This window comes from Nocardia sp. NPDC050378 (genome assembly GCF_040655675.1).
GTDB lineage: Bacteria > Actinomycetota > Actinomycetes > Mycobacteriales > Mycobacteriaceae > Nocardia > Nocardia coubleae.
In genome coordinates this window covers 789,505-811,705 of the sequence record NZ_JBFAKI010000001.1, presented here as the reverse complement: position 1 = coordinate 811,705, position 22,201 = coordinate 789,505, and the positions used below count along the sequence as shown (strand labels likewise).

Here is a 22,201-nt window from a genome sequence, read left to right as displayed (position 1 = left end):
GTGGACGAGCGACTCGCTGCGAAGCGCTCGCCACGGACATCGACTATGCCGGAATCAACCTCATTACAGCCTAAAAATAGACCCTTCGGATTGGTTCCGGGCACAGTCCGACAATCCCCCGTGACGCCGCGCCGCAATTCAGTCCAGCGCGTCGACGAACTCACTCACCTCGGCGACGAACCGGGCTCGATCCTCGATGAACAGCCCGTGCTGGGCGTCCTCCCAGAACGAACCGCGCGCGCCCGGCACGTTGTCGACGATGTAGCGCCCGTTGTCGGCGGGCACCACCGGATCCGCGGTGCCATGCAGCACCAGCACCGGGATATCAAGGGCGCGAAGGGTTTCGGTGTTGTCGATGGTGCGGTAGAACAGCGCCTTGCGCACCGAGGGCGCGGTGGCGAGACTGCCGCCGAACAACCGCTGCGCGTCGACACCCTTGTCCTCCCCCGGCCCGGTGTTCGCGTTGCCGAACACCGCGAACGCGCGCACCGCCCGCCCGGCGGACTCCTCGAACACACCGGGAATGGCCTTGTCCATCGCGGGCCCGGTCGCGGCCCCCGGCACACCGGGGCCGATGTGGGCCAGCGAACCGGTGTAGATCGCGGCCGCGACGGCGCCGGTGCCGTAGGTGGCGAGGTAGTCGGTGGCGACGATGCCGCCGTAGGACCAGCCGAGCAGCACCGCGCCGGAGTCGATGCCCTCGGCGGCCAGCACCGCGGCCACGTCGGCGGCCCAGGCCTTCGGGTCGTCGTACACGCCGGGGTCGTCGGAGTAGCCGTGCCCGCGCAGGTCGACCGCGATCACCCGGTAACGCTGTGCGAGGTCGTCGGCGGCGCCGCCCCAGCAGCGCAGATTGCCCGCCCAGCCGTGCAGCAGCACCAGCGGCCTGCCCGTCTCCGGACCGGTGACCCGGTAGACGATCGTCGTTCCATCGGCGCTGACAGCATCACGAATAGCCATGCCGACAGGCTAACGCCGGTATCGCTCACCGTGATCGGAGCCGTGGCGGCGGCGAAACGGCGGCGAATAGGATCGATGGTCATGAGCACTCGCACCGCCGTCGTCACCGGAGCCAGCTCGGGCATCGGGGAAGCCACCGCACGGGAACTGGCCAAGCAGGGGTATCACGTCTATGTGGGGGCCCGCCGGTTCGATCGCGTGCAGCGGCTGGCCGAGGAGATCGGCGGCACCGCACTGGAACTCGACGTCACCTCCGAGGACTCGGTGCGCGCGTTCACCGATGCCGTGGAGCGGGTCGACGTGCTGGTCAACAACGCGGGCGGCGCGAAGGGGCTCGCACCCGTGCTCGAGGCCGACCTCGACGACTGGCGGTGGATGTGGGAGACGAACGTGCTCGGCACCCTGCGCGTCACCAAGGCGCTGCTGCCCAAGCTCATCGCTTCCGGTGACGGCCTGATCGTCACCGTGACCTCGATCGCGGCCATGCACGCCTACGACAACGGCGCGGGTTACACCTCGGCCAAGCACGCCCAAGGTGTGCTGCACCGGACCCTGCGCGGGGAACTGCTCGGTCAGCCGGTGCGGCTCACCGAGATCGCGCCCGGCGCGGTGGAGACCGAGTTCTCTCTCGTCCGCTTCGACGGTGACGCCGAGCGGGCGGCCAAGGTCTACGAGGGCATCGATCCGCTCTACGCCGAGGACATCGCCCAGATCGTCGCCTTCGCCGCGAGCAGGCCGGCGCACGTCAACCTGGACACGATCGTGGTGAAGCCGCGCGATCAGGAAGGGCCCGGCCGCTTCTCGCGCCGCCCAGCGAACTGAAACCGCAGGTCGTGAGCCTGACCACAGATTGTTGCTGACAATTCGCTGAGTGCATGACCAGTCATTACCATCTCTGCGATGGGCAGAATCAAGTCGGTATTCGACGGTTTCAAGAACTTCCTGATGCGCGGCAACGTCATCGATCTCGCGGTCGCCGTGGTGATGGGTACCGCGTTCACCGCGGTGGTCACCTCGGTCACCAAGGGCTTCGTGAACCCGCTGCTCGCGGTGTTCGGCTCGACCAATGAACTCGGCCTCGGCGTGCAGCTCATCGCCGACAAGCCCGCCACGTTCATCGCGGTCGGCCCGATCATCACCGCGTTCATCGACTTCATGATGGTCGCCGCGGTGCTCTACTTCGTGCTGATGGTCCCGATGAAGTCGCTGAAGAACAAATTCGGTACCACCAAGGAAGCCGAGCCGACCGAGACCGAACTGCTCATCGAGATCCGCGATCTGCTGGCCAAGCAACAGGGCCTGAATGCGGAGCAGACCGCGGCGCTGAGCACCGAACAGGCCAAGAAGGACCCGGCTCAGCTCACAGACTGATCCCGACGGTCACCGGTTCCGGTTCGAGCACGATGCCGAACCGGTCGCGCACACCGTCGCGGACCGTGCGAGCCAGCTCGACGATGTCGGCCGCGCGCGCCGCGCCCCGATTGGTCAGGGCGAGCGTGTGTTTGGTCGACAGCCGCGCGGCCGCGTGCTCGCCGGGGAATCCCTTGGCGAAACCGGCACGTTCGATGAGCCAGCCCGCCGAGAACTTGGTGCCCGAGGGGGCCGGGTAGGTCGGGACGCTCACCTCGCCGAGGTGGGCGGTGATCGCGGCCAGCACCTGGTCGAGGCGGTCGTCGCCGACGACGGGGTTGGTGAAGAACGAGCCCGCGCTCCAGGTGTCGTGGTCGGCGGGATCGAGCACCATGCCCTTGCCCGCGCGCAGGCGGAGCACCTCGGGGCGCACCTGGGCGGCGGGGCGGGTCTCGCCTTCGCTCGCGCCGAGCACGCGGGCCAGTTCGCCGTAGCGCAACGGTGCGCTGGTACCGGTGGGGTCGAGCCGGAATTCGACAGCGAGCACCACGGCGGCGTCGCTGTGCTTGAGCACGCTGGTGCGATAACCGAAACCGAGCTCGGCCGGTTCCGCCCAGCGGACCTCTCCGCTCACCCGATCGAGCAGCCGCACCCGGCGCAGCAGCGACTCCACCTCCACGCCGTAGGCCCCGACGTTCTGCACCGGTGTGGCCCCGACCGAACCCGGGATACCCGACAGGCATTCGAGCCCACCGAACCCGGCCGCGACCGTCGCCGCGACGAGCTCGTCCCAGTTCGCGCCCGCCTCGGCCAGCACCGAATCGGTGCCGAACTCGACTCCGGCGTTGCGCACCCGGACGACGACACCGTCGAAACCGGCGTCGTCGACGAGCAGGTTCGACCCACCCGCGACGAGCAGCACCGCGACACCGGCCTCGTCGAGGGCCCGCACGGTGGCGACGAGCGAGGACGTGCTGTCGCATTCGGCGACCAGCGCGGGACCGCCGACGCGCAGCGTCGTCAGTTCCGACAGCGGCACCGCCGGGCGCACCTGCGCACCGGTCTCGGCCAGCAGGTCACGCAGCTGTTCGGGGGACACCACCCGTGTTGTTCGCACGTCAGAAGACGGTACCGTGTCGCACATGGCTACACCTCTGGCGTTCACGGCCGGTTATACGCATTCCATCGACGCGGTGCGCGCCGCGTACTCCGATGAGCAGTACTGGAAGGCCCGCATCGCCGAGGTCGGCGGCCCGAGTGCCCGCCTGGACTCGCTGACGGTCGACGGCGACCAGGTCCGCATCCAGCTGGTGCAGTCCATCCCCGCCGACCAGCTCCCGCCCGCCATCACCGCCGTGCGCCCCGGCGACCTGGTGATCCCCCGCGTAGAGCACTACACCGGCACCTCGGGCACCTTCGAGGCCCACGTCGACGGCGCGCCCGCCACCGTCCGCGGCACGGTCACCCTCACCCCGACCGCCACCGGCTGCGAAGGCGCGGTCACCGGCACCATCGAGGTGAAGATCCCCCTCTTCGGCGGCAAGATCGAAGCCGCCATCGCCGAACGCCTCACCGAACTCCTGACCAACGAGGCCACCTTCACCGAACAGTGGCTCGCCACCAAGTGACACCGGTCCGGGACGCCCGCTGAGGGCGCCCCGGTATCGTGTCGGCACATGGCACGTCGACTGGACTACTCCGCCCGCTACCCCCTGCACACCACTGAAGAGCTGTACGCGGCCCTGCAGAGCAGGGATTACTGGGAAGCGCGCGTCGAGGAGATGCGCAAGTACGCGCCGCACAACGAGGTGATCAGCCACGAGGTGAGCGACGACGGCATCGACGTGGTGCTCGCCCACACCCTGCCGCGCGAGATGCTCCCGGAGATCGCGCAGACGGTGATGCGCAAGGACATGGTCATCACCCGCAAGGAGAGCTGGGGCCCGTTCGCCCACGAGGAGACCGAGGGCAAGTTCTCCGCCTCCATCCCGGCGGGCCCGGGCAGCCTCAACGGCACCATCCGCCTGTTCCCCACCGAGACCGGCGCGACCATGCGCTTCTCCCCTGTCGCCAAGGTGTTCATCCCCATGGTCGGCCCGCGCCTGGAACAGCTGATGCTGGTGAATCTCGTCGACCTGTTCCGCGCCGAGCAGGAGGAGACCCTGCGCTGGCTGGAGACGGCCGCCAAGAACCCGGTCTGATCGTCGCCCATGACCGGCACGAGGAGAACGGTGCCGGTCGGCACCATCACGCGCGGCACCACCGGCGTCAACCGGTTGCGCCGCAGCGATCGCTGGCTGGTCAACGACGACCTGGTGAGCACCCGCCTGCGCGAGGCCGTCGACCCGCTCGTGGTCGACCTCGGCTACGGCGCGGCGGGCTGGACGACGATCGAACTGGCCGCGCGCCTGCGCACCATTCGCCCCGATCTGCGTGTGGTCGGCCTCGAGATCGACCCCGCCCGGGTGCTGCCCCCGCGCGACGGTGTGCGTTTCGCCCGCGGCGGTTTCGAACTGGCCGGTCTGCGCCCGGTGCTGGTCCGCGCCTTCAATGTGCTGCGCCAGTATCCGGAGGACGCGGTTCCTGCCGCGTGGTCGCGGATCCAGTCGAATCTGGCACCCGACGGCCTGTTGGTCGACGGCACCTGCGACGAACTCGGCCGCCGCAGCGCCTGGGTCCTCCTCGACCGGCACCGCCCCCTCTCGCTCACCCTCGCGTGGGATCCGTTCACCGTCGAGCGCCCGTCCGACATCGCCGAGCGACTACCGAAGGTGTTGATCCACCGCAATATTCGCGGCGAGAAGGTGCACACCCTGCTCACCGCCGCCGATCAGGCCTGGGAGCGCAGTGCCGCACTCGCACCCTTCGGCCCGCGCATCCGCTGGCGAGGCACAGCGGAGTTGTTGCGCGCCAACGGGTTCCCGGTGCGCGCCTACAACCGGCGGATGCGTGATTGTGTGCTGTCGGTGCCGTGGGATGTCGTCGCACCGAACGGGTGGCAGCCAGGCGAGTAGCCCCACCGGGGGTGCCACCGAGCGAAGCGGGCCGATAGCTCCCGACTCGCGCAGAGCACCCGGCCAGCTCACCAGGCTTAGCCGGCCTCCGGAAGAAGTCAGACGGCGAGCAGTGCCCGCCGTATCCGTCCAGCTGCCCGCGGAGCCAATTGCTCTGCACCCCACCGTATTTCGTCGACATCACACCGATGGATGGCAACCGCGTCGGTGACCACCTCGTTCAGCGCCGACTGCGCGATCTCGGTTTCGGCCAGGTCGAGCACCGTCCGCGCCGGTGTGGTCACCAGGAACGATCCCGCCGATTCCGTCGCCACCCCGGTGAGCTTGCGCCGGGTGAGCACCAGCCGTGGCGTCACCGGTGGCCGCCCCGCCGACACCGACAGGTGCAGAAACCGTGGCCGCAACCGTCCGAGCCCGTGCAGTTCGGCCGCGCTCTGATACGACACCACGGCGGCACCGTCGAACCAGGCCGCCCACATCGCGTATTCGTCGAGCGGGCCGGGCCGCCATTGCGTCAGCCGCAGCATCCCGACTCCCGATCTGGTCACCGACCCGTCGGCCAGCGCGGCCCGCACCCGCAGCTCACAACCGGTGCGCAGGACCTGCCTGGTGGTGAAGAATCCCGCGTGTCGTCCGGCGAGGCGCCGCAGCACCCGCCACCGGTGTTCGGTGGTCCCCGCCATCCGGCGCGCTCCCTCGCCAGCCATCCAGCCATGCTACGCCGCATGAAGTGGTACAGATCACAAATTGAAAGAAGGCCTTCATGGCCTCCTCAGAGCGGACACAGAAAAATCCGGAAGAATCGACTGTCATGAGCACCCAGACACCCCAACGCCCGAAGGTCCGTCGGCGCACGCTGGTGATCGCGTTGGCCGTGGTCGCCGTGCTCCTCGTCGGCACCATCGTGACGACCGAAGCGTATGCCCGCCACCAGATCTCGCGCTGCATCAGCAGCCAGTTCGAGCAGGAGATGGGCTCGAGCATCGACGTGAGTTTCGGTCCGAAACCGATGCTCATCACCTATCTCGACGGCAAGGTCGGGTCGCTGAGCATCGACAGCGAGGACAACAAATTCGGCCCGGCCGTCGGCATGGTCGTGCACGCTGAATTCGAGGACATCGAACTCACCGATCGTGGGCGCGGCGGTGCCACCGTCGGCAGCTCGAGTGCCGAGGTGACCTGGAACAACGACGGCATCCGCCAGACGCTCGGCACCATGGTGAGCGGGGTGAGCTCCTCGGCGAGCAGCGACGTACTCACCCTCGACGTGCTCGGCGGCCTGGCCCAGCTGCAGGTGCAGCCGATGGTCCGCGACGGCAATGTGGAGGTGGAGACCAAGTCCGCGCAGCTGCTCGGCATCGGCCTGCCCACCGACCTGGTGCAGGGCATCGTCGAGACCTTCACCCAGAGCCTGCAGAGCTACCCGCTCGGCCTGCGTGCCCAGCAGGTCGATGTCACCGATGACGGTGTGGTCGTTCATCTTTCGGGCGGGCGTACCGTCCTGGAGAGCTCCGGGCGCAGCGACGCCGAGCTGCGCTGCTGATCAGTCCGCAAAGCCGTCGAGCACGACCGCCGACTTCGACAGCCCGAGCCGGGTGGCGCCCGCCTCGATCATCGACGCCGCGTCCTGCGCGGTCCTGATCCCGCCACTGGCCTTGACGCCTAGCCTGCCGCCAACGGTGTCGGCCATCAGCCGCACCGCGTGCACGCTCGCCCCACCGGCGGGATGAAAACCGGTGGAGGTCTTCACGAAATCGGCACCGGCCTGCTCGGCGGCCCGGCACGCGCCGACGATCGCCTCGTCGGTGAGCGCGGCCGATTCGATGATGACCTTCAGCACGGCCCGGTCCTCGACCGCCTCGCGCACGGTGATGATGTCGGTGAGCACCGCCGCGAAATCACCGGCCACCGCGGCACCCACGTCGATCACCATGTCCACCTCGGCCGCGCCGCTGTCGACGGCCAGGCGCGCCTCGGCACCCTTGATCAGCGAATGATGTTTGCCCGAAGGGAATCCCGCGACGGTGGCGACCACCAGCCCCGGCGCGCGCACCGGAAGCATCGACGGTGAAACGCAGATCGCGTACACGCCGAGTTTACGGGCCTCGGCGATCAGGTCGTCCACTTGGGCGGGGGTGGCTTCGGGAGCGAGCAGGGTGTGATCGATCATGGCGGCCACGTCGGCCCGGGTCAGCGACGTCATGGGAGCGAGTCTGGCATATCGGCACAGAACTCCATTGCGCACGCGTACCCCTATCCGGGAGACTTGGACCGTGTTGATTCGTCGCGAGACCCCTGCGGACGCCGCGGCGATCGCCGCGATCCATCGTGCCGCCTTCGCCCCGCACTATCTCGGCGATCCAGCCGTCACCGAACCACCGGAGCCCGCGCTGGTCGACGCCCTACGCGCCGACGAATCCTGGATGCCGACGCTGTCGCTGGTCGCGCTGACCTACGACACCGTGGTCGGGCACATCTGCCTCACCAGAGCGGGCATCGGCCCGTTCCCGGTGCTGGCCCTCGGCCCGCTCGGCGTCGACCCGGACCATCAGAAGACCGGCGTCGGTTCGGCCCTGGTGCACGCGGCGCTCGGCGCCGCCGACGCGCTCGACGAATCGGTGGTCGGCCTGGTCGGCGATCCCGACTACTACTCGCGCTTCGGTTTCGTGCCGGGCGCACGCCGCGGCATCGTCCCCGACCAGGCCGACTGGGCCGAATACTTCCAGGTCAGACCCCTGGCGGCCTACGATCCGGCGGTCACCGGCGAATTCCGCTACCCGGCGCCGTTCTACGACCTGTAGGCCTACTCGAACACCACGGTGCGCCGACCGTGCACCAGCACCCGGCCCTCGAGGTGCCAGCGCAGGCCGCGGGCGAGCACCACCCGCTCGATATCGCGACCCTGGCGGACCATGTCGGGCACATCGTCGGCGTGATCCACGCGAATCACGTCCTGCTCGATGATCGGGCCCGCGTCCAGTTCGGCGGTCACGTAGTGACAGGTCGCCCCGATCAGCTTCACCCCCCGGTCGTAGGCCTGGTGGTAGGGGCGGGCGCCGACGAACGACGGCAGGAAGCTGTGGTGGATGTTGATCGCCCGGCCCGCCCAGTGCTCGCACAGCGAGGCGGGCAACACCTGCATGAACCGGGCGAGGACCACCGCGTGCGGGTCGTGCACGTCGACCAGTTCGCGCACCTGCTCGAACGCCGGTCCGCGTTCGGCCGGGTCCTTCGGGAACGGCACGTGATGGAACTTCACCCCGTGCGCCTCGGTCATCGCGGCCAGGTCGGGGTGGTTGCCGATGACGGCCTCGATGGTGGCGGGCAGCTCGCCGGCCCCTGCGCGGCCGAGCAGGTCGTGCAGGCAGTGCCCGTCCTTGCTCACCAGCAGCACCACCCGGCGGCGGGCGCCGGTGTCGTGCAGCTGCCAGTCGGTCTCGGGACCGAACTCCGCGGCCACCCGCGCGAACCGGGTGCGCAGTTCGTCGATGCCGAACGGCACCGTCGAGGCCTTCACGGCCTGCCGGGTGAAGAACCAGCCGATGTCACCGTCGGAGTGATAGCCGGCCTCCACGATCGAGCCGCCGAAATCGGCGATGAACGAGGAGATCCTGGCGATGATGCCGGGCCGGTCGGGGCAGCCGAGCGTCAGCACGAACCGACGGTCGTCCGAGGTCACAGGGGCAGAACTCATCCCCTCATCCTCGCAGGCCCTCAGGCCGAAGCGCGTGCGGGCTCGCGGACGGCGGCGAGTACCTCGCGCAGCTCACGGTTGAACAGGTCGTAGCGCTCCACATTGCCCAGGTGACCGGTGGGCAGCACCGCGAACTTCGCCAGCGTGCCCGCCTTGCTCAGCAGTTCGGCGAGCCGTTCGGCGTGAATACACGGGGTCATGTCGTCGCGGTCGCCCGCGAGCACGGTGGTCGGCACGGTGAAGTTGCTCGCGGCGTCGCCCAGGTGCAGCGCGGCCAGCAGCAGGCCGTAGCGCGAGCGGGTCATCATCGGGCAGCCACGCACCACCGAGAGGGCGTAGCTCAGTTTCTCCGGCGTGGTGTCGAGGGTCATCACCTGGCGCGCGAAGATCCAGCGCACGGGAGCGATCGGCGGGAACACCACCGGGGTGCCGAGGATGAGCTTGCCCAGCCAGTCCGGTGAGGGCAGTGCCCGGCCGCGCAGCAGCCGCAGCGGCTTGTTCAGACCGGGAACCATGGTGGAAACCTCCACCAGCGAGTGCGCGCCGGTGTTGGTGAGCAGTACGGCGGCGGCCTGTTCGCTGACTCGTTCGGGGTAGCGGCCGGCCCAGGCGATGAGCGTCATCCCGCCCATGCTGTGGCCGACGAGCACCGCGCGCTGGCCGGGCAGCAGGGCCGCGTCGAGCACGTCGCACAGGTCGTCGGCGAGCAGGTCGGTGCTGGGGCGCGCGTAGCCGTTGGTGCTCTCACCGTGGCCGCGCTGGTCGTAGGCGATCACACGGTACTCACCGGCGAAGGCGTTGATCTGGGCGTTCCAGTATTCGATGGAACAGGTCCAGCCGTGGGCGAACACGATCACGGGTGCGTCGACCGGGCCGTAGGCGTGCACGCGCAGGCGGGCACCGTCGGCGGTGACCACGGGGATCACCTCGTGCGGGACGCTCGGCGGATCGAAGGCCGCCACGCCATGGGTCCGGGTCCGCAGATCGGCCCGGTGGGCGGCAAGTCCGGCCTTGATCCTGGTGGTCACGGTATCGACCAGGTCGTTCACGGTCGCGGGCAGCATTGCGCGCATCGACACACTCCTTTGTGTTACTCATAGAAACAGTAACACCGGGAGCGCTCGACCGCGAGGGTCCGGCGACGATTTACCAGCGCGGCCCGCGCTGCACCTCGTCGACTTTCGGCCGCACATCGGCCAGATACACACCGGTCGCGATGATCGCGATGAACGAGGTGAGCATGCCGAACCCGCTGATCCCCAGCAGCAGGAACACCAGCGCACCCGCCAGGATCGCCAGCCAGATCGGCTTGGTCATCTTGTCGACGGCCGTAAACGCGTCCGGCCGCTGACGCACGGCATGGATCAGCGCGAACACCGTCGCACCGAAGGCTGCCAGCCACAGGACCAGCAAAATCATCCCCGTCACTCCATGCACCACATTCACTCCCCCATCATACGAACAGCGGCCCCACACACCAGGGGTGCGCGGGGCCGCTGTCGGCGGTGAAGGGTTACGCCTTCTTGGGGGCGGCCTTCTTCGCGGGGGCCTTCTTGGCCGGCGCCTTCTTGGCGGCCGGAGCCTTGGCCGGGGCGGCCTCGTCGGTCACGGCGACGACCTCGGCCTCGACCACAGCGGCGGCCTCGGCGGCAGCGGCCTGCGCCTCTTCCTTGCCACGGCCCAGCAGGTCGTTGACCTTGGCGAGGGCTTCCTCGGCGCGGGCGGAGGCATCCTTGTACAGGGACTCGACGCGACCGATCTGCTCGTCGACGGCCTCGTTGGCACGCAGCCGCTCGACGGTTTCCTCACCGCGCACGGCGAGGTCGGCGTAGATGTCGAGAGCCTGGCGGTAGTACTGCTCGGCCAGCTTGCGCAGCTCCTCGGGGGTGAACTTCTCGCGCAGCTCGGCGAGGTCCTCCGGCAGCTCCGAGGGCAGGCCGGCGAGGCGCTCACGGATGGTGTCGAACTGGGCCTGCACGTCGGCGGGCACGTTGGCGATGCGCTCGCGGGCCTCTTCGACCCGGGCCTTGGCATCGGTGGTGGCGACGCGCTCGCGGACGTCGGCGACGACCTCGTTCACGGCGGTGTAGATGGCATCACCGGCGCCGACGGTGGCGAACAGCGGCTTGGTCACGGTAGCGGTCTTCTCGGTCATCAGTCTTCGCTCTCCTGGTGTGGCGGAGTGTCAATTGTCGTGAACGAAACGTCGCTGTCCCGTTCGTTCCCCCCTGAGCCGGTTTCTTCCCCGTTTTCCCGGCGAAACGACTCATAGATTTCCAGCAACACCTGTTTCTGCCGTTCGGTCACCGAAGTGTCGGCCAGCAGGGCGTCCCGGACCGGGCTGTGCGGGCGCTGTTCCAAATATCCGGCCCGCACATACAACACCTCCGAAGAAACCCGCAGCGCCTTGGCGATCTGCGCGAGTACTTCGGCGGAGGGGTTACGTAATCCGCGTTCGATCTGGCTCAGGTACGGATTACTCACCCCCGCCAGGGCGGCGAGTTGACGCAGGGACACCTGCGCTGCTTCGCGCTGGGACCTGATGAACCCTCCGATATCTCGAGCCGCGTGCGTCAGGCTCTCGGGCTGGTCTGCCATCACTCACCTTCTGGCGTTGTACGGTCAATACTAGGTCAGGGTGCTAGCTCTTGCAAGCACTACAGTTAGCAGCCGCCGGGCGAACGCCCGGGATCAGTGGAACAGCAGCTGCGAGATCGTGTAGATCGCCAGGCCGGCCAGCGATCCGACGACCGTGCCGTTGATCCTGATGAATTGCAGGTCCCGGCCCACCTGCAATTCGATCTTCCGGCTCGCCTCGTCGGCGTCCCAGCGGGCGACCGTATCGGTCACCAGGGTCGAGATCTCGGCGGCGTAGTTACCCACCAGATAGCGCGCCCCCCGGTCGATCCACCCATCGACCTTCCCACGCATCGCCGGATCGTCACGCAACTGTTCACCCAGCTGTTGCACATTCTCCGCCACTTTGCGTCGCAACGTGGAATCGGGGTCGTTCGCCGACTCGAGAATCAACCGCTTGGCCGCACGCCAGGTGGCCTCCGCCATTCCGGTGATCTGTTCGCGGCCCATGATCTCGGCCTTCACCTTTTCCGCCTTGGCGATCATGGCATCGTCGTGTTGCAGGTCGTCGGCGAAATCCTGCAGGAATCGCGTCGCGGCCAGACGCAGTTCGTGTTCGGGGTCCGAACGCACCTTCCAGGTGAATTCCACCAATTCGCGGTAGATCCGCTCCGACAACAATGTGTTGACGAATTTCGGCGCCCATTGCGGCGCGTCGCGCAGCACGATCCGATCGATCGTCTCCTGTGAACCGAGCGCCCACTGATGCGCCCGCTCGGCGAGCAGATCGATCAGCGGCAGCTGCCGGTTGTCGGCGATCAGCTCCGAGAGCACCCGGCCGAGCGGCGGGCCCCACTGCGGTTCGGCGATGCGTTTGACGATGGTGTTGTCGATGATCTGCTCGACGTCCTCGTCGCGCAGCACGCCGACCACGGCGGTCAGGATGGTCGAACTCTCCTGCGCCACCCGCGCCGCGTTGGCCGGTGTGGCCATCCACCGCCCGACCCGCAGCGAGATCTGGGCCGCGTCGAGCCGGGCCGACACCACATCGGGAGCGAGGAAATTGGTGCCGACGAAGGCGCCGAGGCTCTCGCCGAGCTGGTCCTTCTTCTTGCGGATGATCGCCGTGTGCGGGATGGGCAAGCCGAGCGGATGCTTGAACAACGCCGTCACCGCGAACCAGTCGGCCAGCGCGCCGACCATGCCCGCCTCCGAGGCCGCGCGTACATAACCGACCCACGCGCCGCCGCCACCGCGCGACTCGAGCCAGCGGCACAGCAGATAGATCACTGTCGCCACCAGCAGGAAGCCGGTGGCGAGGGCCTTCATCTTGAACAGGTCGCGTCGTTTGCCCGCCTCGTCGGTCAGATCCGCGAACCCGGCGGGCTGCGCCGGTGCGGTGCGCGGCGTGAGCACCGCCGTGTTGCCGGGAGCTTTCTCCATGGCCCCCATTCTGCTGTGCCAAATGCCGTCGCGCCGACGCCGGCCTGTGGTAAATCCCCCAACGTCGCCTAAACGAGCGCCACCCCACATCGGCAGGCATAAGCTGTATCGCGAGAGACGCCACATCGATCGCAAGGGGGCTGTCCTGTCCACCGAAGACCTTGTCGAGATCGGCGAGCAGACCGGTCGGGGTTCCGCCGTGCGCGGCGCGGGTCCCGTCGACGGCCGCAAGAGGCGGTGGCGCCAGCACAAGATCGACCGGCGCGAGGAGCTCGTCGACGGCACCCTCAACGCCATCCGCGTCCGCGGCGCGCAGGCGGGCATGGACGAGATCGCCGCCGAGATCGGCGTGTCCAAGACCGTGCTGTACCGGTACTTCGCCGACAAGAACGACCTGGTGCACGCCACCATGCAGCGCTTCATCGAGACCACGCTGCTGCCGCGCGTGTACGGCGCCATCAGCCTCGATGCCGACGAGTACCAGCTGGTGCGGGCCGCCATGACCGAATACGTGGGGACCGTCGACGACGACCCCGAGGTCTACCGGTTCATCATGCACAACGGCAGCGGCGACAACGCCTCGCTCGCCGAGTTCGAGCGCCTGTTCGCCGAGGTCGTCACCGCCGTGCTCATCGATCGGGCCGGGGCCAAGGGCATCCGCACCGACGGCGCGATGCTGTGGTCCTACGTGCTGGTCGGCGGCATCCAGCTGGCCACCCACTGGTGGACCACCACCGACAAGGCGATGCCACGCCAGGATGTCATCGACTACCTCACGATGATGGCCTGGAGCGCGATCGAGGGCATCGCTCGCGCGGGTGGCTCCCCCGCTGTCTTCACCGAGCAGACACACGTTCTACCGCCACTTCCGGAGCTCTGACCAGGTCTGATACCAGATATCGCCGTCCCGGGCTCGACATCGCCGCGCGGTTGGTTACGCTGAACCGAGCGGGGCGCTGTGGCTTGTGTCACCGCTAGGTTGCCGTGCGCCGTCAGGCGTTCGGGCAGCGTGCACGTCGGCACCAACGGAGGTACCTCGATGGCGAAGAACGTGCCGACATCCCGGCTTGCCCGTGGCACGAAGCTGGGGGCAGTGGCGGCGAGTTCGGTCATCCGTTCCAAGAAGACCCGGTTGTCGATGCGCGGCAGGTCCGAGGCAGTGCGCGCGAAGATGGCCGAGGAGTCGATGATCCGCACCACCGAGCAGGTGGTCATGGTGCTCGGCACCATGAAGGGCGTGGCCATGAAGCTGGGCCAGATGATGTCGGTGCTCGATCTGGACCTGGTCCCCGAGGACCATCGCGAGCGTTTCCAGCAGCGGCTGGCCGTGTTGCGCAACGCGGCACCGACGGTGTCGTTCGAGAACATGCGCGCGGTGATCGAGCAGGATTACGGCCGCCCGCTGGACGAGGTGTTCGCCGAGTTCGACCCCGAGCCGATCGCCGCCGCCTCGATCGGCCAGGTGTACCGCGCCACCCTCGCCGACGGCAGGCGGGTCGCGGTGAAGGTGCAGTATCCCGGCGTCGACGTGGCGGTCCGCGCCGATCTGAAGAACCTCACCATGTTCCGCCGCGTGCTCGCCTCGGCCATGCCGTGGATCACCCCGGCCGTGCTCGACGAGCTGAAGCTCAACATGGAAGCCGAACTCGACTACCGGGCCGAGGCGGCGACGCAGAGCGAGATCGCGCACCTCTACCGCGACCACCCGTTCATCTTCGTTCCGTCGGCCGTGCCCGAGTTGTCGACCACCCGGGTGCTGGTGAGCGAGTTCGTCGAGGGCGCCGGTTTCGGCGAGATGCGCACGCTGCCCGATGAGGAGCGCAACCGGATCGGCGAGATCGTCTACCGCTTCTACGTGGGTTCGCTGTTCACGTTCAACGAGTTCTGCGGCGACCCGCATCCGGGCAATGTGCTGCTCGCGCCCGACGGCCGGGTGGCGTTCCTCGATTTCGGCCTGTTCAACCGGATGGACCCGAAACTGGTGCACTTCGAGAAACTGTGCCTGCGCGCGGCCGCCGAGGAACGTTCGGAAGACCTGCGCCAGTTGATGATCGATCGCGGCGTCATCGATTCGCCCGACGAGATCGGCGCCGAGGAGTGTCTCGAATACGTGCTCGCCGCCTCCGAGTGGTGTCTTGTCGACGAGGTCCTCACCATCACCCCGGAGCTGGCCAGCGGCGCGTTCCTGCTCGCCGTCGACCCGAGGGCCAGCGAGTTCACCGGGATGAAGCAGCAGAATCTACCGCCCGAGCACCTGTTCTCCCGCCGCGCCGACTTCCTCACCTTCGGCATGCTCGGCCAGCTCGACGCGACCAACAACTGGCATTCGATCGCCCGCGAATGGCTCTACGACGAGCCGCCGATCACCGAACTGGGCATCACCCATCATGATTGGCTGCGCACCCACCCACCGAAACCGGTGAAGAAGACGCGCCCCCGCAAGGCAACCACCCGATGAAAGGCTCCTCCGTGCCGCAAGACCGCGAGTTCGACCTGATCCTGTTCGGCGCCACGGGATTCGTCGGCAAACTCACCGCCGAGTACCTGCTCACCGCCGCCCCCGCCACCGCGAAGATCGCGCTGGCGGGCCGTTCGCGCGACAAGCTCGCCGCCGTACGCGAGGAACTCGGCCCCGATGCCGCGTCCTGGGATCTGGTGGTCGCCGATTCGACCGACGCGGCCTCGCTCGCGACGATGGCCGAACGCACCAAGGTCGTGGTCACCACGGTCGGCCCGTACCTGCGCTACGGTCTGCCGCTGCTCGGTGCGTGCGCCGCGGCGGGCACCCATTACGCCGACCTCACCGGTGAACCGCTGTTCATCCACGACGCGATCGAGCAGTTCGAGCAGACCGCCGTCGACTCGGGCGCCAAGATCGTGAACTCCTGTGGCTACGATTCGATTCCGTCGGATCTGAGCGTGTACGAGATCTACCGCGCCTCCGTCGCCGACAACACCGGCGAGCTGGAGGACACCACTCTCGTCGCCTACCTCAAGGGTGGGATGAGTGGCGGAACCATCGACTCCGGGCGCGCCATGATGGAGGACATCGCCGCCGATTCCGGGCGCGCGAAGATCCTGGCGCACCCGTACTCGCTGAGCCCCGATCGCAGCATGGATCCCGATGTCGGCAGGCAGACCGACCAGGCCCTCGCCCGCGCCGACAGTATCGATCCGAGCCTGCACGGCTGGGTCACCACGTTCATCATGGCCTCGCACAACACCAAGGTGGTCCGCCGCAGCAACGGTCTGCTCGGCTGGCCCTACGGCAAGCAGTTCCGCTACCGCGAGGTGATGAACGCGGGTACCTCGGCGACCGCACCGCTGGTCGCGGCGGGTATCGCGGGCGGCATCGTGGCGGGGATGACCTCGGGCGCGGTGCTGTCGCGGGTGGCGTTCGGTCGCAAGCTGCTCGACCGTATCCTGCCCAAGCCCGGCACGGGCCCGGACGAAAAGGCCCGCCGCAGCGGCTGGTTCACCATGAAGACCTTCGCCCGCACCAGTTCCGGCGCCAAGTACCAGGCGACGTTCTCCGGCACCGGCGACCCCGGCTACCAGGCCACCGCCGTGCTGCTCGGCCAGAGCGGTCTGTGCCTGGCGTTCGACGAATTGCCCGAACGCGCGGGCGTTCTCACCCCCGCGTCGGCCATGGGCGAGGCGCTCACCGAGCGGCTGCGCGCGGCAGGCATGACCATCGAGGTCGCACGGCAGTGAACCTGGCCCGCAAAGCCATGAACGCACCCGCGCTCGCGGCGATCTACGAGCACGCCTGGCGTCCCACCCTGTTCTACCTGGCCAGCGGCCGCACCACGGGCGACGACCGTCGCGACGCGGTGCGCTCGCTGCGCCTGGGCGGGCCAGAGAAGGTGCTCGATCTGGCCTGCGGCCCCGGCAATTTCACGCGCTACCTGAGCGAACACCTCAGCGGCGACGGTTTCGTCACCGGCCTGGACTACTCCGCGCCGATGCTGGCGCGCGCCGCCGCCGACAACGCGGGACCACGCGTCGGCTACGTGCGCGGCGACGCCCGCACCCTGCCCTTCGCCGACGAAACCTTCGATGCCGTCTGCTGTTTCGGTGCCCTGTACCTGATCCCCGACCCGATCGCCGCCGCCCGCGAGATGATCCGCGTCCTCGCGCCGGGCGGTCGCATCGCCATCACCACCAGTTACCGCGACGACAACCTCTTCGGCAAGGCGAGCACCCTGGCCGCGGGCGTGAGCGGCCTTCGCCTGTTCGACCGCGACACCTTCCCCACTCTGTTCGCCACCTCCGGGCTCACCGAAATCACCCAGCGCGTGCACCGTTTCATGCAATACGTCGAGGCGACCCGCCCCGCCTGAGCCGACACGCGGTAGCCCGGCGGTAGCCTGCCGGGCATGGACACGCTGAATTCGGTGATCGTCGACATCAACAACGTGTTCTGGAACTGGTTGCTGATCCCACTGGTGATCGTGGCCGGGGTGTATTTCACCGTGCGCACCGGCATCGTGCAGTTGCGGTTCCTGCCGGAGATGTTCCGGGTGGTCGCCGAGAAGGGCACCCCCGCCGCGGACGGCAAGCGGTCGGTGTCGGCGTTCGGCGCGTTCAGCATCTCGGCGGCCGCGCGAGTCGGCACCGGCAATATCGCGGGCGTCGCGACCGCCATCAGTGTCGGCGGGCCGGGCGCGGTGTTCTGGATGTGGGCGATGGCCACCCTGGGTGCCTCGTCGGCATTCGTGGAATCCACACTCGCCCAGCTCTACAAGCGACCCGAACACGAACCCGGCACATTCCGTGGCGGCCCGGCCTACTACATGCAGCACGGTCTCGGCCGGCGCTGGCAGGGCCTGATCTTCGCGGTGGTCATCACGGTGACCTTCGGTTTCGTCTTCAACGCCGTGCAGGCCAACACCATCGTCGCCACCAGCCGCGCCTCGCTCACGGCGATCGACGGCGACTGGTTCGCGCCGCTGGTCGGGCTGGCGCTGGTCGGGCTGCTCGGCCTGGTGATCTTCGGTGGAGTGCGCCGCATCAGCCGCATCACCGAGGTGCTCGTCCCGGTGATGGCCATGGTGTATCTGCTGCTCGGCATCGCCGTGGTCGCGCTGAATCTCGACGACCTGCCACGGGTGTTCGCCGATATCGTCGGCGGGGCGTTCGGCTTGCGGGAGGTGGTCGGCGGCGGTATCGGCATGGCCATCACCCAGGGCATCCGGCGCGGCATGTTCTCCAATGAGGCCGGTCTCGGCTCCTCCCCGAACGCCGCCGCGGCAGCGGATGTTTCGCATCCGGTGAAGCAGGGGCTCGTGCAGTCGCTCGGCGTCTACTTCGACACGTTGCTCGTCTGCTCCATCACCGCGTTCATCATTCTGACCAGCGACCCGGACCTGTCCGAGCGGCACAGCGCCGACCTCACCCAGACCGCGCTGCACACCACCCTCGGCAGCTGGGCCGGGCACGTGCTCACCGCGGTGGTGTTCATGCTCGCGTTCAGCTCGATGATCGGAAACTTCTACTACGGCCGCGCCAATATCGAGTTCATCACCGATCATCCGCGCCTGCTCACCGTGTTCCGGGTGCTGGTGCTGGTCGCGGTGTTCGGCGGCGCGCTCGGCTCGGTGGCGCTGATCTGGAACCTGGCCGACGTGTTCATGGGCGTGATGGCCCTGGTCAACCTCACCGCGATCCTGCCGCTGGGCGCGGTGGCGTTCCGGCTGCTCGCCGACTACCGCGCCCAGCTCCGCGCGGGCGAGGACCCGGTGTACGTGCACCGGGCCGAGATCGCCGACCTCGCCGGGGTGGCGTGCTGGCAGACGCGCCGCGACTAGTGGTAGGCATGGCTGATGGCGAAATTGTGGACCGAGCCCGTCACCTCCGCCCTGCGCGCCGACGGGCTGCGCGTCGCCGATATCGACACCTCGGCCACGCCCGGTTTCCTCGGCGGCAAGCAACTGGGCAAGTCGATGCTGCCCGAACGCGGCGAGGTGCTGTCGGTGTTGCAGGAGAAGCTGTTCGCGCACGGACGCACCGGTGGCGACCGCCGGGTGCTGCTGATCCTGCAGGGCATGGACACCGCGGGTAAGGGTGGCATCGTGCGGCACGTGATCGGTTCGGTCGACCCGCAGGGCGTCGACCACGCCTCCTTCGGGGTGCCGACCGAGGAGGAGCGGGCGCACGACTTCCTGTGGCGCATCCGCAAGCGGCTGCCCGCTCCCGGCCAGCTCGGCGTCTTCGACCGCTCCCATTACGAGGACGTGCTGGTGGTCCGGGTGCACGGCCTGGTTCCGCAGTCGGAATGGGAGCAGCGCTACGACCGGATCAACGCCTTCGAGAAAGAGGTCGCCGATTCCGGGACGACGATCGTCAAGGTCGCCATGTTCGTCTCGCTCGACGAACAGAAGCGCAGGCTGCGCGCCCGCCTGGAACGGCCGGACAAGTACTGGAAGTTCAACCCGGCCGACATCACCGAACGCGCCTTCTGGCCCGAATACCAGAAGGCCTACCAGGCCGTTCTCGATCGCACGAATACCGATTACGCTCCGTGGTACGTGCTGCCCGCCGATCAGAAATGGTATTCGCGGCTGGCTGTCACCGAACTACTGATCGACGCGCTCACCGGCCTGGACCTGGACTGGCCCGGCGCGAATTTCGACGTAGCCGAACAGCTGCGCCTGCTCGATCAGTCCTGACCCTGTCTTTGAACAAACTCTCAGGTTCGGCCCGCATGATGTCGTGGAGCAGACGAGCGAAAGGCGTGTGACAACGGTGAGCACGGGCAGCAAGAATCCGCTTGCGGCGGCGGAGGCCGCCGACAAGAAGCGCAAGCTGGCGATCCAGGTCGGTGTCGCCGCGGTGTTGGTGGCGCTGGTCGCGGCGATCGGTATCGGTATCGCGATGAACCGATCCGATTCCGACACCAGTACCGGCAGCGGTACCACGGGGGCCGAGGGCCTGCCCGAGCTGCCCGCGACCGTCGGCACGGTCACCCCGTCGGGCAGCGTGCTGATCGGCAACCCCGACGCCAAGGTGAAGGTGCGCGTCGTCGCCGACCTGCAGTGCCCGGCGTGCAAGCAGTTCGAGACCGCCAACGGCCTCGCCCTGGCCAAGGCCGCGGCCGACGGCACCGCCTCGGTCGAGTACCAGATCATCTCCTTCCTCGACAAGGCGTCGACGAACCAGTACTCCTCGCGCGCGGGCAACGCCGCCTACTGCGTGGCCCGCTCGGACGCGAACAAATTCCCGACCTGGCTGCAGCTGATGTTCCACCGTCAGCCGGCCGAGGGCGGCGCGGGCCTGAGCAACGAGCAGCTCGTGGCCATCGCGAACGAGACCGGGTACACCGATCCGGCCGTGGCCACCTGCATCGACGACAAGGCCATGGCCGACCCGCTCGCCAAGACGACCCAGACCCTGCTGACCAGCGGGCTCAAGGGCACCCCGTCGGTCTTCGTGAACGGCGAGCTGATCGAGAGCGACGCCGTCTACACCGAAGACGGCCTGGCGTCCGTGATCGCCGACGCGGCCAAGTGATCACCGCGTCGGCACGCTCGGCCTGGCTGCTGCTGATCGCCGGGCTGGCCGGGTGGCTGGCGTCGTGCACACTCACCGTCGAACGGTTCAAGCTGTTCACCGATCCCACCTACATGGCCTCGTGCAATTTCGACTCGGTGCTGTCGTGCGGGTCGATCATGCAGACCCAGCAGGCCGCCGTGTTCGGCTTCCCGAACCCGATCATCGGCATCGTCGGGTTCTCGGTGGTGGTGACCCTCGGCGTGCTCTCGGTGATCGGGGTGGGTTTCCCGCGCTGGATCTGGGGTTCGCTCTGGGTCGGCACGGTCCTCGGTGTCGCCGCGATCTGCTGGCTGATCTTCCAGAGCCTGTATCGCATCAACGCGCTGTGCCCGTACTGCATGGTGGTGTGGGTGGCGGTGCCGGTGCTGTTCGCGGTGGCCACCCAGGAGACCTGGGGCGGCTCGCGTGGGCCGATGGGAATCCTGGCCGAGTGGCGCTGGACGCTCGTCGTCGTGTTCTACGCCGTGGTGCTGCTGCTGATGTTCCTGAAGTTCCAGGACTACTGGTTGAGCAAGGTCTAGTTGGGTGTGCCCTCGGCGAGCACCACGTCGACGACGCGGATGCTGCCGTCCGGCGCGGTGACGTCGAGGCGGACCACATCGCCGGGTTTGCGCCTGCCGATGGCCGCGCTCAGCGCCCGGGCGGTGGTGATCGATTCGCCGTCGACGGCGGTGACCACGTCACCGTCGGTGATCCCGGCGGCCCGGGCCGGTTGCCCGAAGAAGGCCCAGTCGACTCGCGCGCCCGCCGGTTTCGCGTCGACGATCTGCACGCCGAGGGTGGCGGTCGGCCCGATGTGCACGGTGTCGGTGGGTGTGCCCGAGCGGATCTGGGCGACGATCCGCATGGCCGTGTCGATGGGCACCGCGTAACCGTGCGCGGGTTTGGGCTGCCGGTCCTGCGTGCCGCGATCACCGGAGGCGGCGGTGATGACGCCGACCACCGCGCCCGTTCCGTCGGCCAGTGCCCCACCGGACTGCCCACCCACCACCGGTGCCGCGATCTCCACCATCCCGCGCAACGATTTGCGGCTCAGGTCCGCGGAGTTCATCGCGACGATGCTGGCATCCAGGTCGGTGATCGGCCCGGCCACTGAGGTCTGCTCGCCACCGTCGCCGCCCGCGTCACCGATGGCGAGCAGATCCTGACGTAATCGCAGCCCGGCCGAGGAACCGATCCGCGCGGTCGGCAAGCCGGAGGCGCCTGCCAGCGCCAGCAAGGCGACATCAGCGCTCGAGTCGTAACCGAGCACGGTGGCCGGATAGCGCAGACCGGTACCCACGTCGGTGACCGACACGTCCTCGGCGCCCTTGATGACGTGGTGGCTGGTGAGAATCTGCCCGTCACCGGTGAGCACGATGCCCGACCCGGCGGCCGCGGTGCCGAACCGGCTCGCGTCGACCGAGATATTGACCAGCGCGGGCTGCACCCGAGCGGCGACCAGGCCTGGATCCAGCGGCACGGGCGCGGGCGTCGCCGCGACGAATTCCTGCGGCGCGGCCCGCTCGAACCCCAGCTCACCGCGATATCCGAGGACACCGCCGAGGGCGAGCAGCGCGACGACCAGCGCCATGAGCACCCGTGATCCACGTTGCACGCGCACGTCCTC

The 22,201-nt window shown here is 68.3% G+C and carries 26 protein-coding genes; 15 read left to right on the top strand and 11 right to left on the bottom strand.

What is annotated here, in order from left to right; genetic code table 11:
• Positions 1-138: 138 nt before the first annotated feature.
• Positions 139-960: an alpha/beta hydrolase gene (locus AB0I35_RS03835; protein ID WP_357394066.1), complete on the bottom strand. Its 822-nt coding sequence runs from the start codon at positions 958-960 to the stop codon at positions 139-141.
• 81 nt (positions 961-1,041) lie between these two features.
• Here AB0I35_RS03835 and AB0I35_RS03830 point away from each other — a divergent pair, with 81 nt between their 5' ends.
• Both AB0I35_RS03830 and mscL read left to right on the top strand, forming a co-directional pair.
• Entirely contained in the window at positions 1,042-1,782 is a 741-nt protein-coding gene (locus AB0I35_RS03830; protein ID WP_357150203.1) for an SDR family NAD(P)-dependent oxidoreductase, read from the top strand.
• Positions 1,783-1,860: 78 nt separating this feature from the next.
• Positions 1,861-2,331 (top strand): large conductance mechanosensitive channel protein MscL, encoded by a 471-nt coding sequence (gene mscL / locus AB0I35_RS03825; protein ID WP_357394063.1) that lies wholly within the window; start codon positions 1,861-1,863, stop codon positions 2,329-2,331.
• Here mscL and AB0I35_RS03820 read toward each other — a convergent pair.
• Entirely contained in the window at positions 2,321-3,412 is a 1,092-nt protein-coding gene (locus AB0I35_RS03820; protein ID WP_357394180.1) for a UDP-N-acetylmuramate dehydrogenase, read from the bottom strand. The genes mscL and AB0I35_RS03820 overlap by 11 nt on opposite strands.
• Positions 3,413-3,452: 40 nt before the next feature.
• On the opposite strand from AB0I35_RS03820, the gene AB0I35_RS03815 reads away from it, so the two are divergent.
• From AB0I35_RS03815 to AB0I35_RS03805, 3 genes are read left to right on the top strand one after another with little or no spacing between them, the layout of a single operon-like run.
• Positions 3,453-3,938: a DUF2505 domain-containing protein gene (locus AB0I35_RS03815; RefSeq protein WP_357394061.1), complete on the top strand. Its 486-nt coding sequence runs from the start codon at positions 3,453-3,455 to the stop codon at positions 3,936-3,938.
• A gap of 48 nt (positions 3,939-3,986) precedes the next feature.
• Positions 3,987-4,511 (top strand): DUF2505 domain-containing protein, encoded by a 525-nt coding sequence (locus AB0I35_RS03810; protein ID WP_357394059.1) that lies wholly within the window; start codon positions 3,987-3,989, stop codon positions 4,509-4,511.
• Between the two features lie 9 nt (positions 4,512-4,520).
• The gene (locus tag AB0I35_RS03805; RefSeq protein ID WP_357394057.1) at positions 4,521-5,324 is read left to right on the top strand and encodes a class I SAM-dependent methyltransferase; all 804 of its coding nucleotides are present in this window, start codon (positions 4,521-4,523) and stop codon (positions 5,322-5,324) included.
• A 98-nt stretch (positions 5,325-5,422) separates the two neighbouring features.
• Here the strand turns inward: AB0I35_RS03805 and AB0I35_RS03800 are convergent, their stop codons facing one another.
• Positions 5,423-6,031 carry a hypothetical protein gene (locus AB0I35_RS03800; RefSeq protein ID WP_357394055.1) on the bottom strand — a complete coding sequence of 203 codons (609 nt, stop codon included), beginning with the start codon at positions 6,029-6,031 and terminating at the stop codon, positions 5,423-5,425.
• Between the two features lie 104 nt (positions 6,032-6,135).
• Here AB0I35_RS03800 and AB0I35_RS03795 point away from each other — a divergent pair, with 104 nt between their 5' ends.
• Positions 6,136-6,867 carry a DUF2993 domain-containing protein gene (locus AB0I35_RS03795; RefSeq protein ID WP_357394054.1) on the top strand — a complete coding sequence of 244 codons (732 nt, stop codon included), beginning with the start codon at positions 6,136-6,138 and terminating at the stop codon, positions 6,865-6,867.
• Here AB0I35_RS03795 and deoC read toward each other — a convergent pair whose 3' ends face one another.
• A complete protein-coding gene (gene deoC, locus AB0I35_RS03790; RefSeq protein WP_357394052.1) occupies positions 6,868-7,527 on the bottom strand; it encodes a deoxyribose-phosphate aldolase in 660 nt (219 codons plus the stop codon).
• 70 nt (positions 7,528-7,597) lie between these two features.
• Here deoC and AB0I35_RS03785 point away from each other — a divergent pair, with 70 nt between their 5' ends.
• Positions 7,598-8,125, top strand: a complete 528-nt coding sequence (locus tag AB0I35_RS03785; protein ID WP_357394050.1) for an N-acetyltransferase — start codon at positions 7,598-7,600, stop codon at positions 8,123-8,125.
• Between the two features lie 2 nt (positions 8,126-8,127).
• Here the strand turns inward: AB0I35_RS03785 and purU are convergent, their stop codons facing one another.
• From purU to AB0I35_RS03755, 6 genes are all read right to left on the bottom strand, one after another.
• A complete protein-coding gene (gene purU, locus AB0I35_RS03780; RefSeq protein ID WP_067641942.1) occupies positions 8,128-9,018 on the bottom strand; it encodes a formyltetrahydrofolate deformylase in 891 nt (296 codons plus the stop codon).
• A gap of 20 nt (positions 9,019-9,038) precedes the next feature.
• The gene (locus tag AB0I35_RS03775; protein WP_357394048.1) at positions 9,039-10,091 is read right to left on the bottom strand and encodes an alpha/beta hydrolase; all 1,053 of its coding nucleotides are present in this window, start codon (positions 10,089-10,091) and stop codon (positions 9,039-9,041) included.
• Between the two features lie 73 nt (positions 10,092-10,164).
• Complete coding sequence (locus AB0I35_RS03770; protein WP_067485839.1) at positions 10,165-10,437, bottom strand: DUF2516 family protein; 273 nt, start codon at positions 10,435-10,437, stop codon at positions 10,165-10,167.
• A 94-nt stretch (positions 10,438-10,531) separates the two neighbouring features.
• The gene (locus AB0I35_RS03765) at positions 10,532-11,173 is read right to left on the bottom strand and encodes a heparin-binding hemagglutinin (protein ID WP_357394046.1); all 642 of its coding nucleotides are present in this window, start codon (positions 11,171-11,173) and stop codon (positions 10,532-10,534) included.
• Positions 11,173-11,616, bottom strand: a complete 444-nt coding sequence (locus AB0I35_RS03760; RefSeq protein ID WP_067484807.1) for a helix-turn-helix transcriptional regulator — start codon at positions 11,614-11,616, stop codon at positions 11,173-11,175. The genes AB0I35_RS03765 and AB0I35_RS03760 overlap by 1 nt, the downstream gene beginning before the upstream one ends.
• Before the next feature lie 93 nt (positions 11,617-11,709).
• Entirely contained in the window at positions 11,710-12,924 is a 1,215-nt protein-coding gene (locus AB0I35_RS03755) for a DUF445 family protein (RefSeq protein WP_357394178.1), read from the bottom strand.
• A gap of 313 nt (positions 12,925-13,237) precedes the next feature.
• On the opposite strand from AB0I35_RS03755, the gene AB0I35_RS03750 reads away from it, so the two are divergent.
• The 8 genes from AB0I35_RS03750 to AB0I35_RS03715 all read left to right on the top strand — a co-directional run bounded on the left by AB0I35_RS03750 (position 13,238) and on the right by AB0I35_RS03715 (position 21,113).
• Entirely contained in the window at positions 13,238-13,918 is a 681-nt protein-coding gene (locus AB0I35_RS03750; protein WP_357394044.1) for a TetR/AcrR family transcriptional regulator, read from the top strand.
• A 159-nt stretch (positions 13,919-14,077) separates the two neighbouring features.
• Complete coding sequence (locus AB0I35_RS03745; RefSeq protein ID WP_357394042.1) at positions 14,078-15,496, top strand: AarF/ABC1/UbiB kinase family protein; 1,419 nt, start codon at positions 14,078-14,080, stop codon at positions 15,494-15,496.
• A complete protein-coding gene (locus tag AB0I35_RS03740; protein ID WP_357394040.1) occupies positions 15,493-16,752 on the top strand; it encodes a saccharopine dehydrogenase NADP-binding domain-containing protein in 1,260 nt (419 codons plus the stop codon). The genes AB0I35_RS03745 and AB0I35_RS03740 overlap by 4 nt, the downstream gene beginning before the upstream one ends.
• Positions 16,749-17,381: a class I SAM-dependent methyltransferase gene (locus AB0I35_RS03735; RefSeq protein ID WP_067484801.1), complete on the top strand. Its 633-nt coding sequence runs from the start codon at positions 16,749-16,751 to the stop codon at positions 17,379-17,381. Before AB0I35_RS03740 ends, AB0I35_RS03735 begins: the two co-directional genes overlap by 4 nt.
• Positions 17,382-17,417: 36 nt before the next feature.
• Positions 17,418-18,848 (top strand): alanine/glycine:cation symporter family protein, encoded by a 1,431-nt coding sequence (locus tag AB0I35_RS03730; RefSeq protein ID WP_357394038.1) that lies wholly within the window; start codon positions 17,418-17,420, stop codon positions 18,846-18,848.
• A 15-nt stretch (positions 18,849-18,863) separates the two neighbouring features.
• On the top strand, positions 18,864-19,709 hold the full coding sequence (locus AB0I35_RS03725; protein ID WP_357394036.1) for a polyphosphate kinase 2 family protein: 846 nt from the start codon (positions 18,864-18,866) through the stop codon (positions 19,707-19,709).
• Positions 19,710-19,785: 76 nt separating this feature from the next.
• Positions 19,786-20,550, top strand: coding sequence for a DsbA family protein (locus AB0I35_RS03720; RefSeq protein ID WP_357394034.1), 765 nt, complete (start codon positions 19,786-19,788; stop codon positions 20,548-20,550).
• A complete protein-coding gene (locus AB0I35_RS03715; protein ID WP_067484793.1) occupies positions 20,547-21,113 on the top strand; it encodes a vitamin K epoxide reductase family protein in 567 nt (188 codons plus the stop codon). Before AB0I35_RS03720 ends, AB0I35_RS03715 begins: the two co-directional genes overlap by 4 nt.
• On the opposite strand, the gene AB0I35_RS03710 is transcribed toward AB0I35_RS03715, so the two are convergent.
• A complete protein-coding gene (locus AB0I35_RS03710; RefSeq protein ID WP_357394032.1) occupies positions 21,110-22,189 on the bottom strand; it encodes a trypsin-like peptidase domain-containing protein in 1,080 nt (359 codons plus the stop codon). The two genes, AB0I35_RS03715 and AB0I35_RS03710, sit on opposite strands and share 4 nt — an antisense overlap.
• Positions 22,190-22,201: the final 12 nt, after the last annotated feature.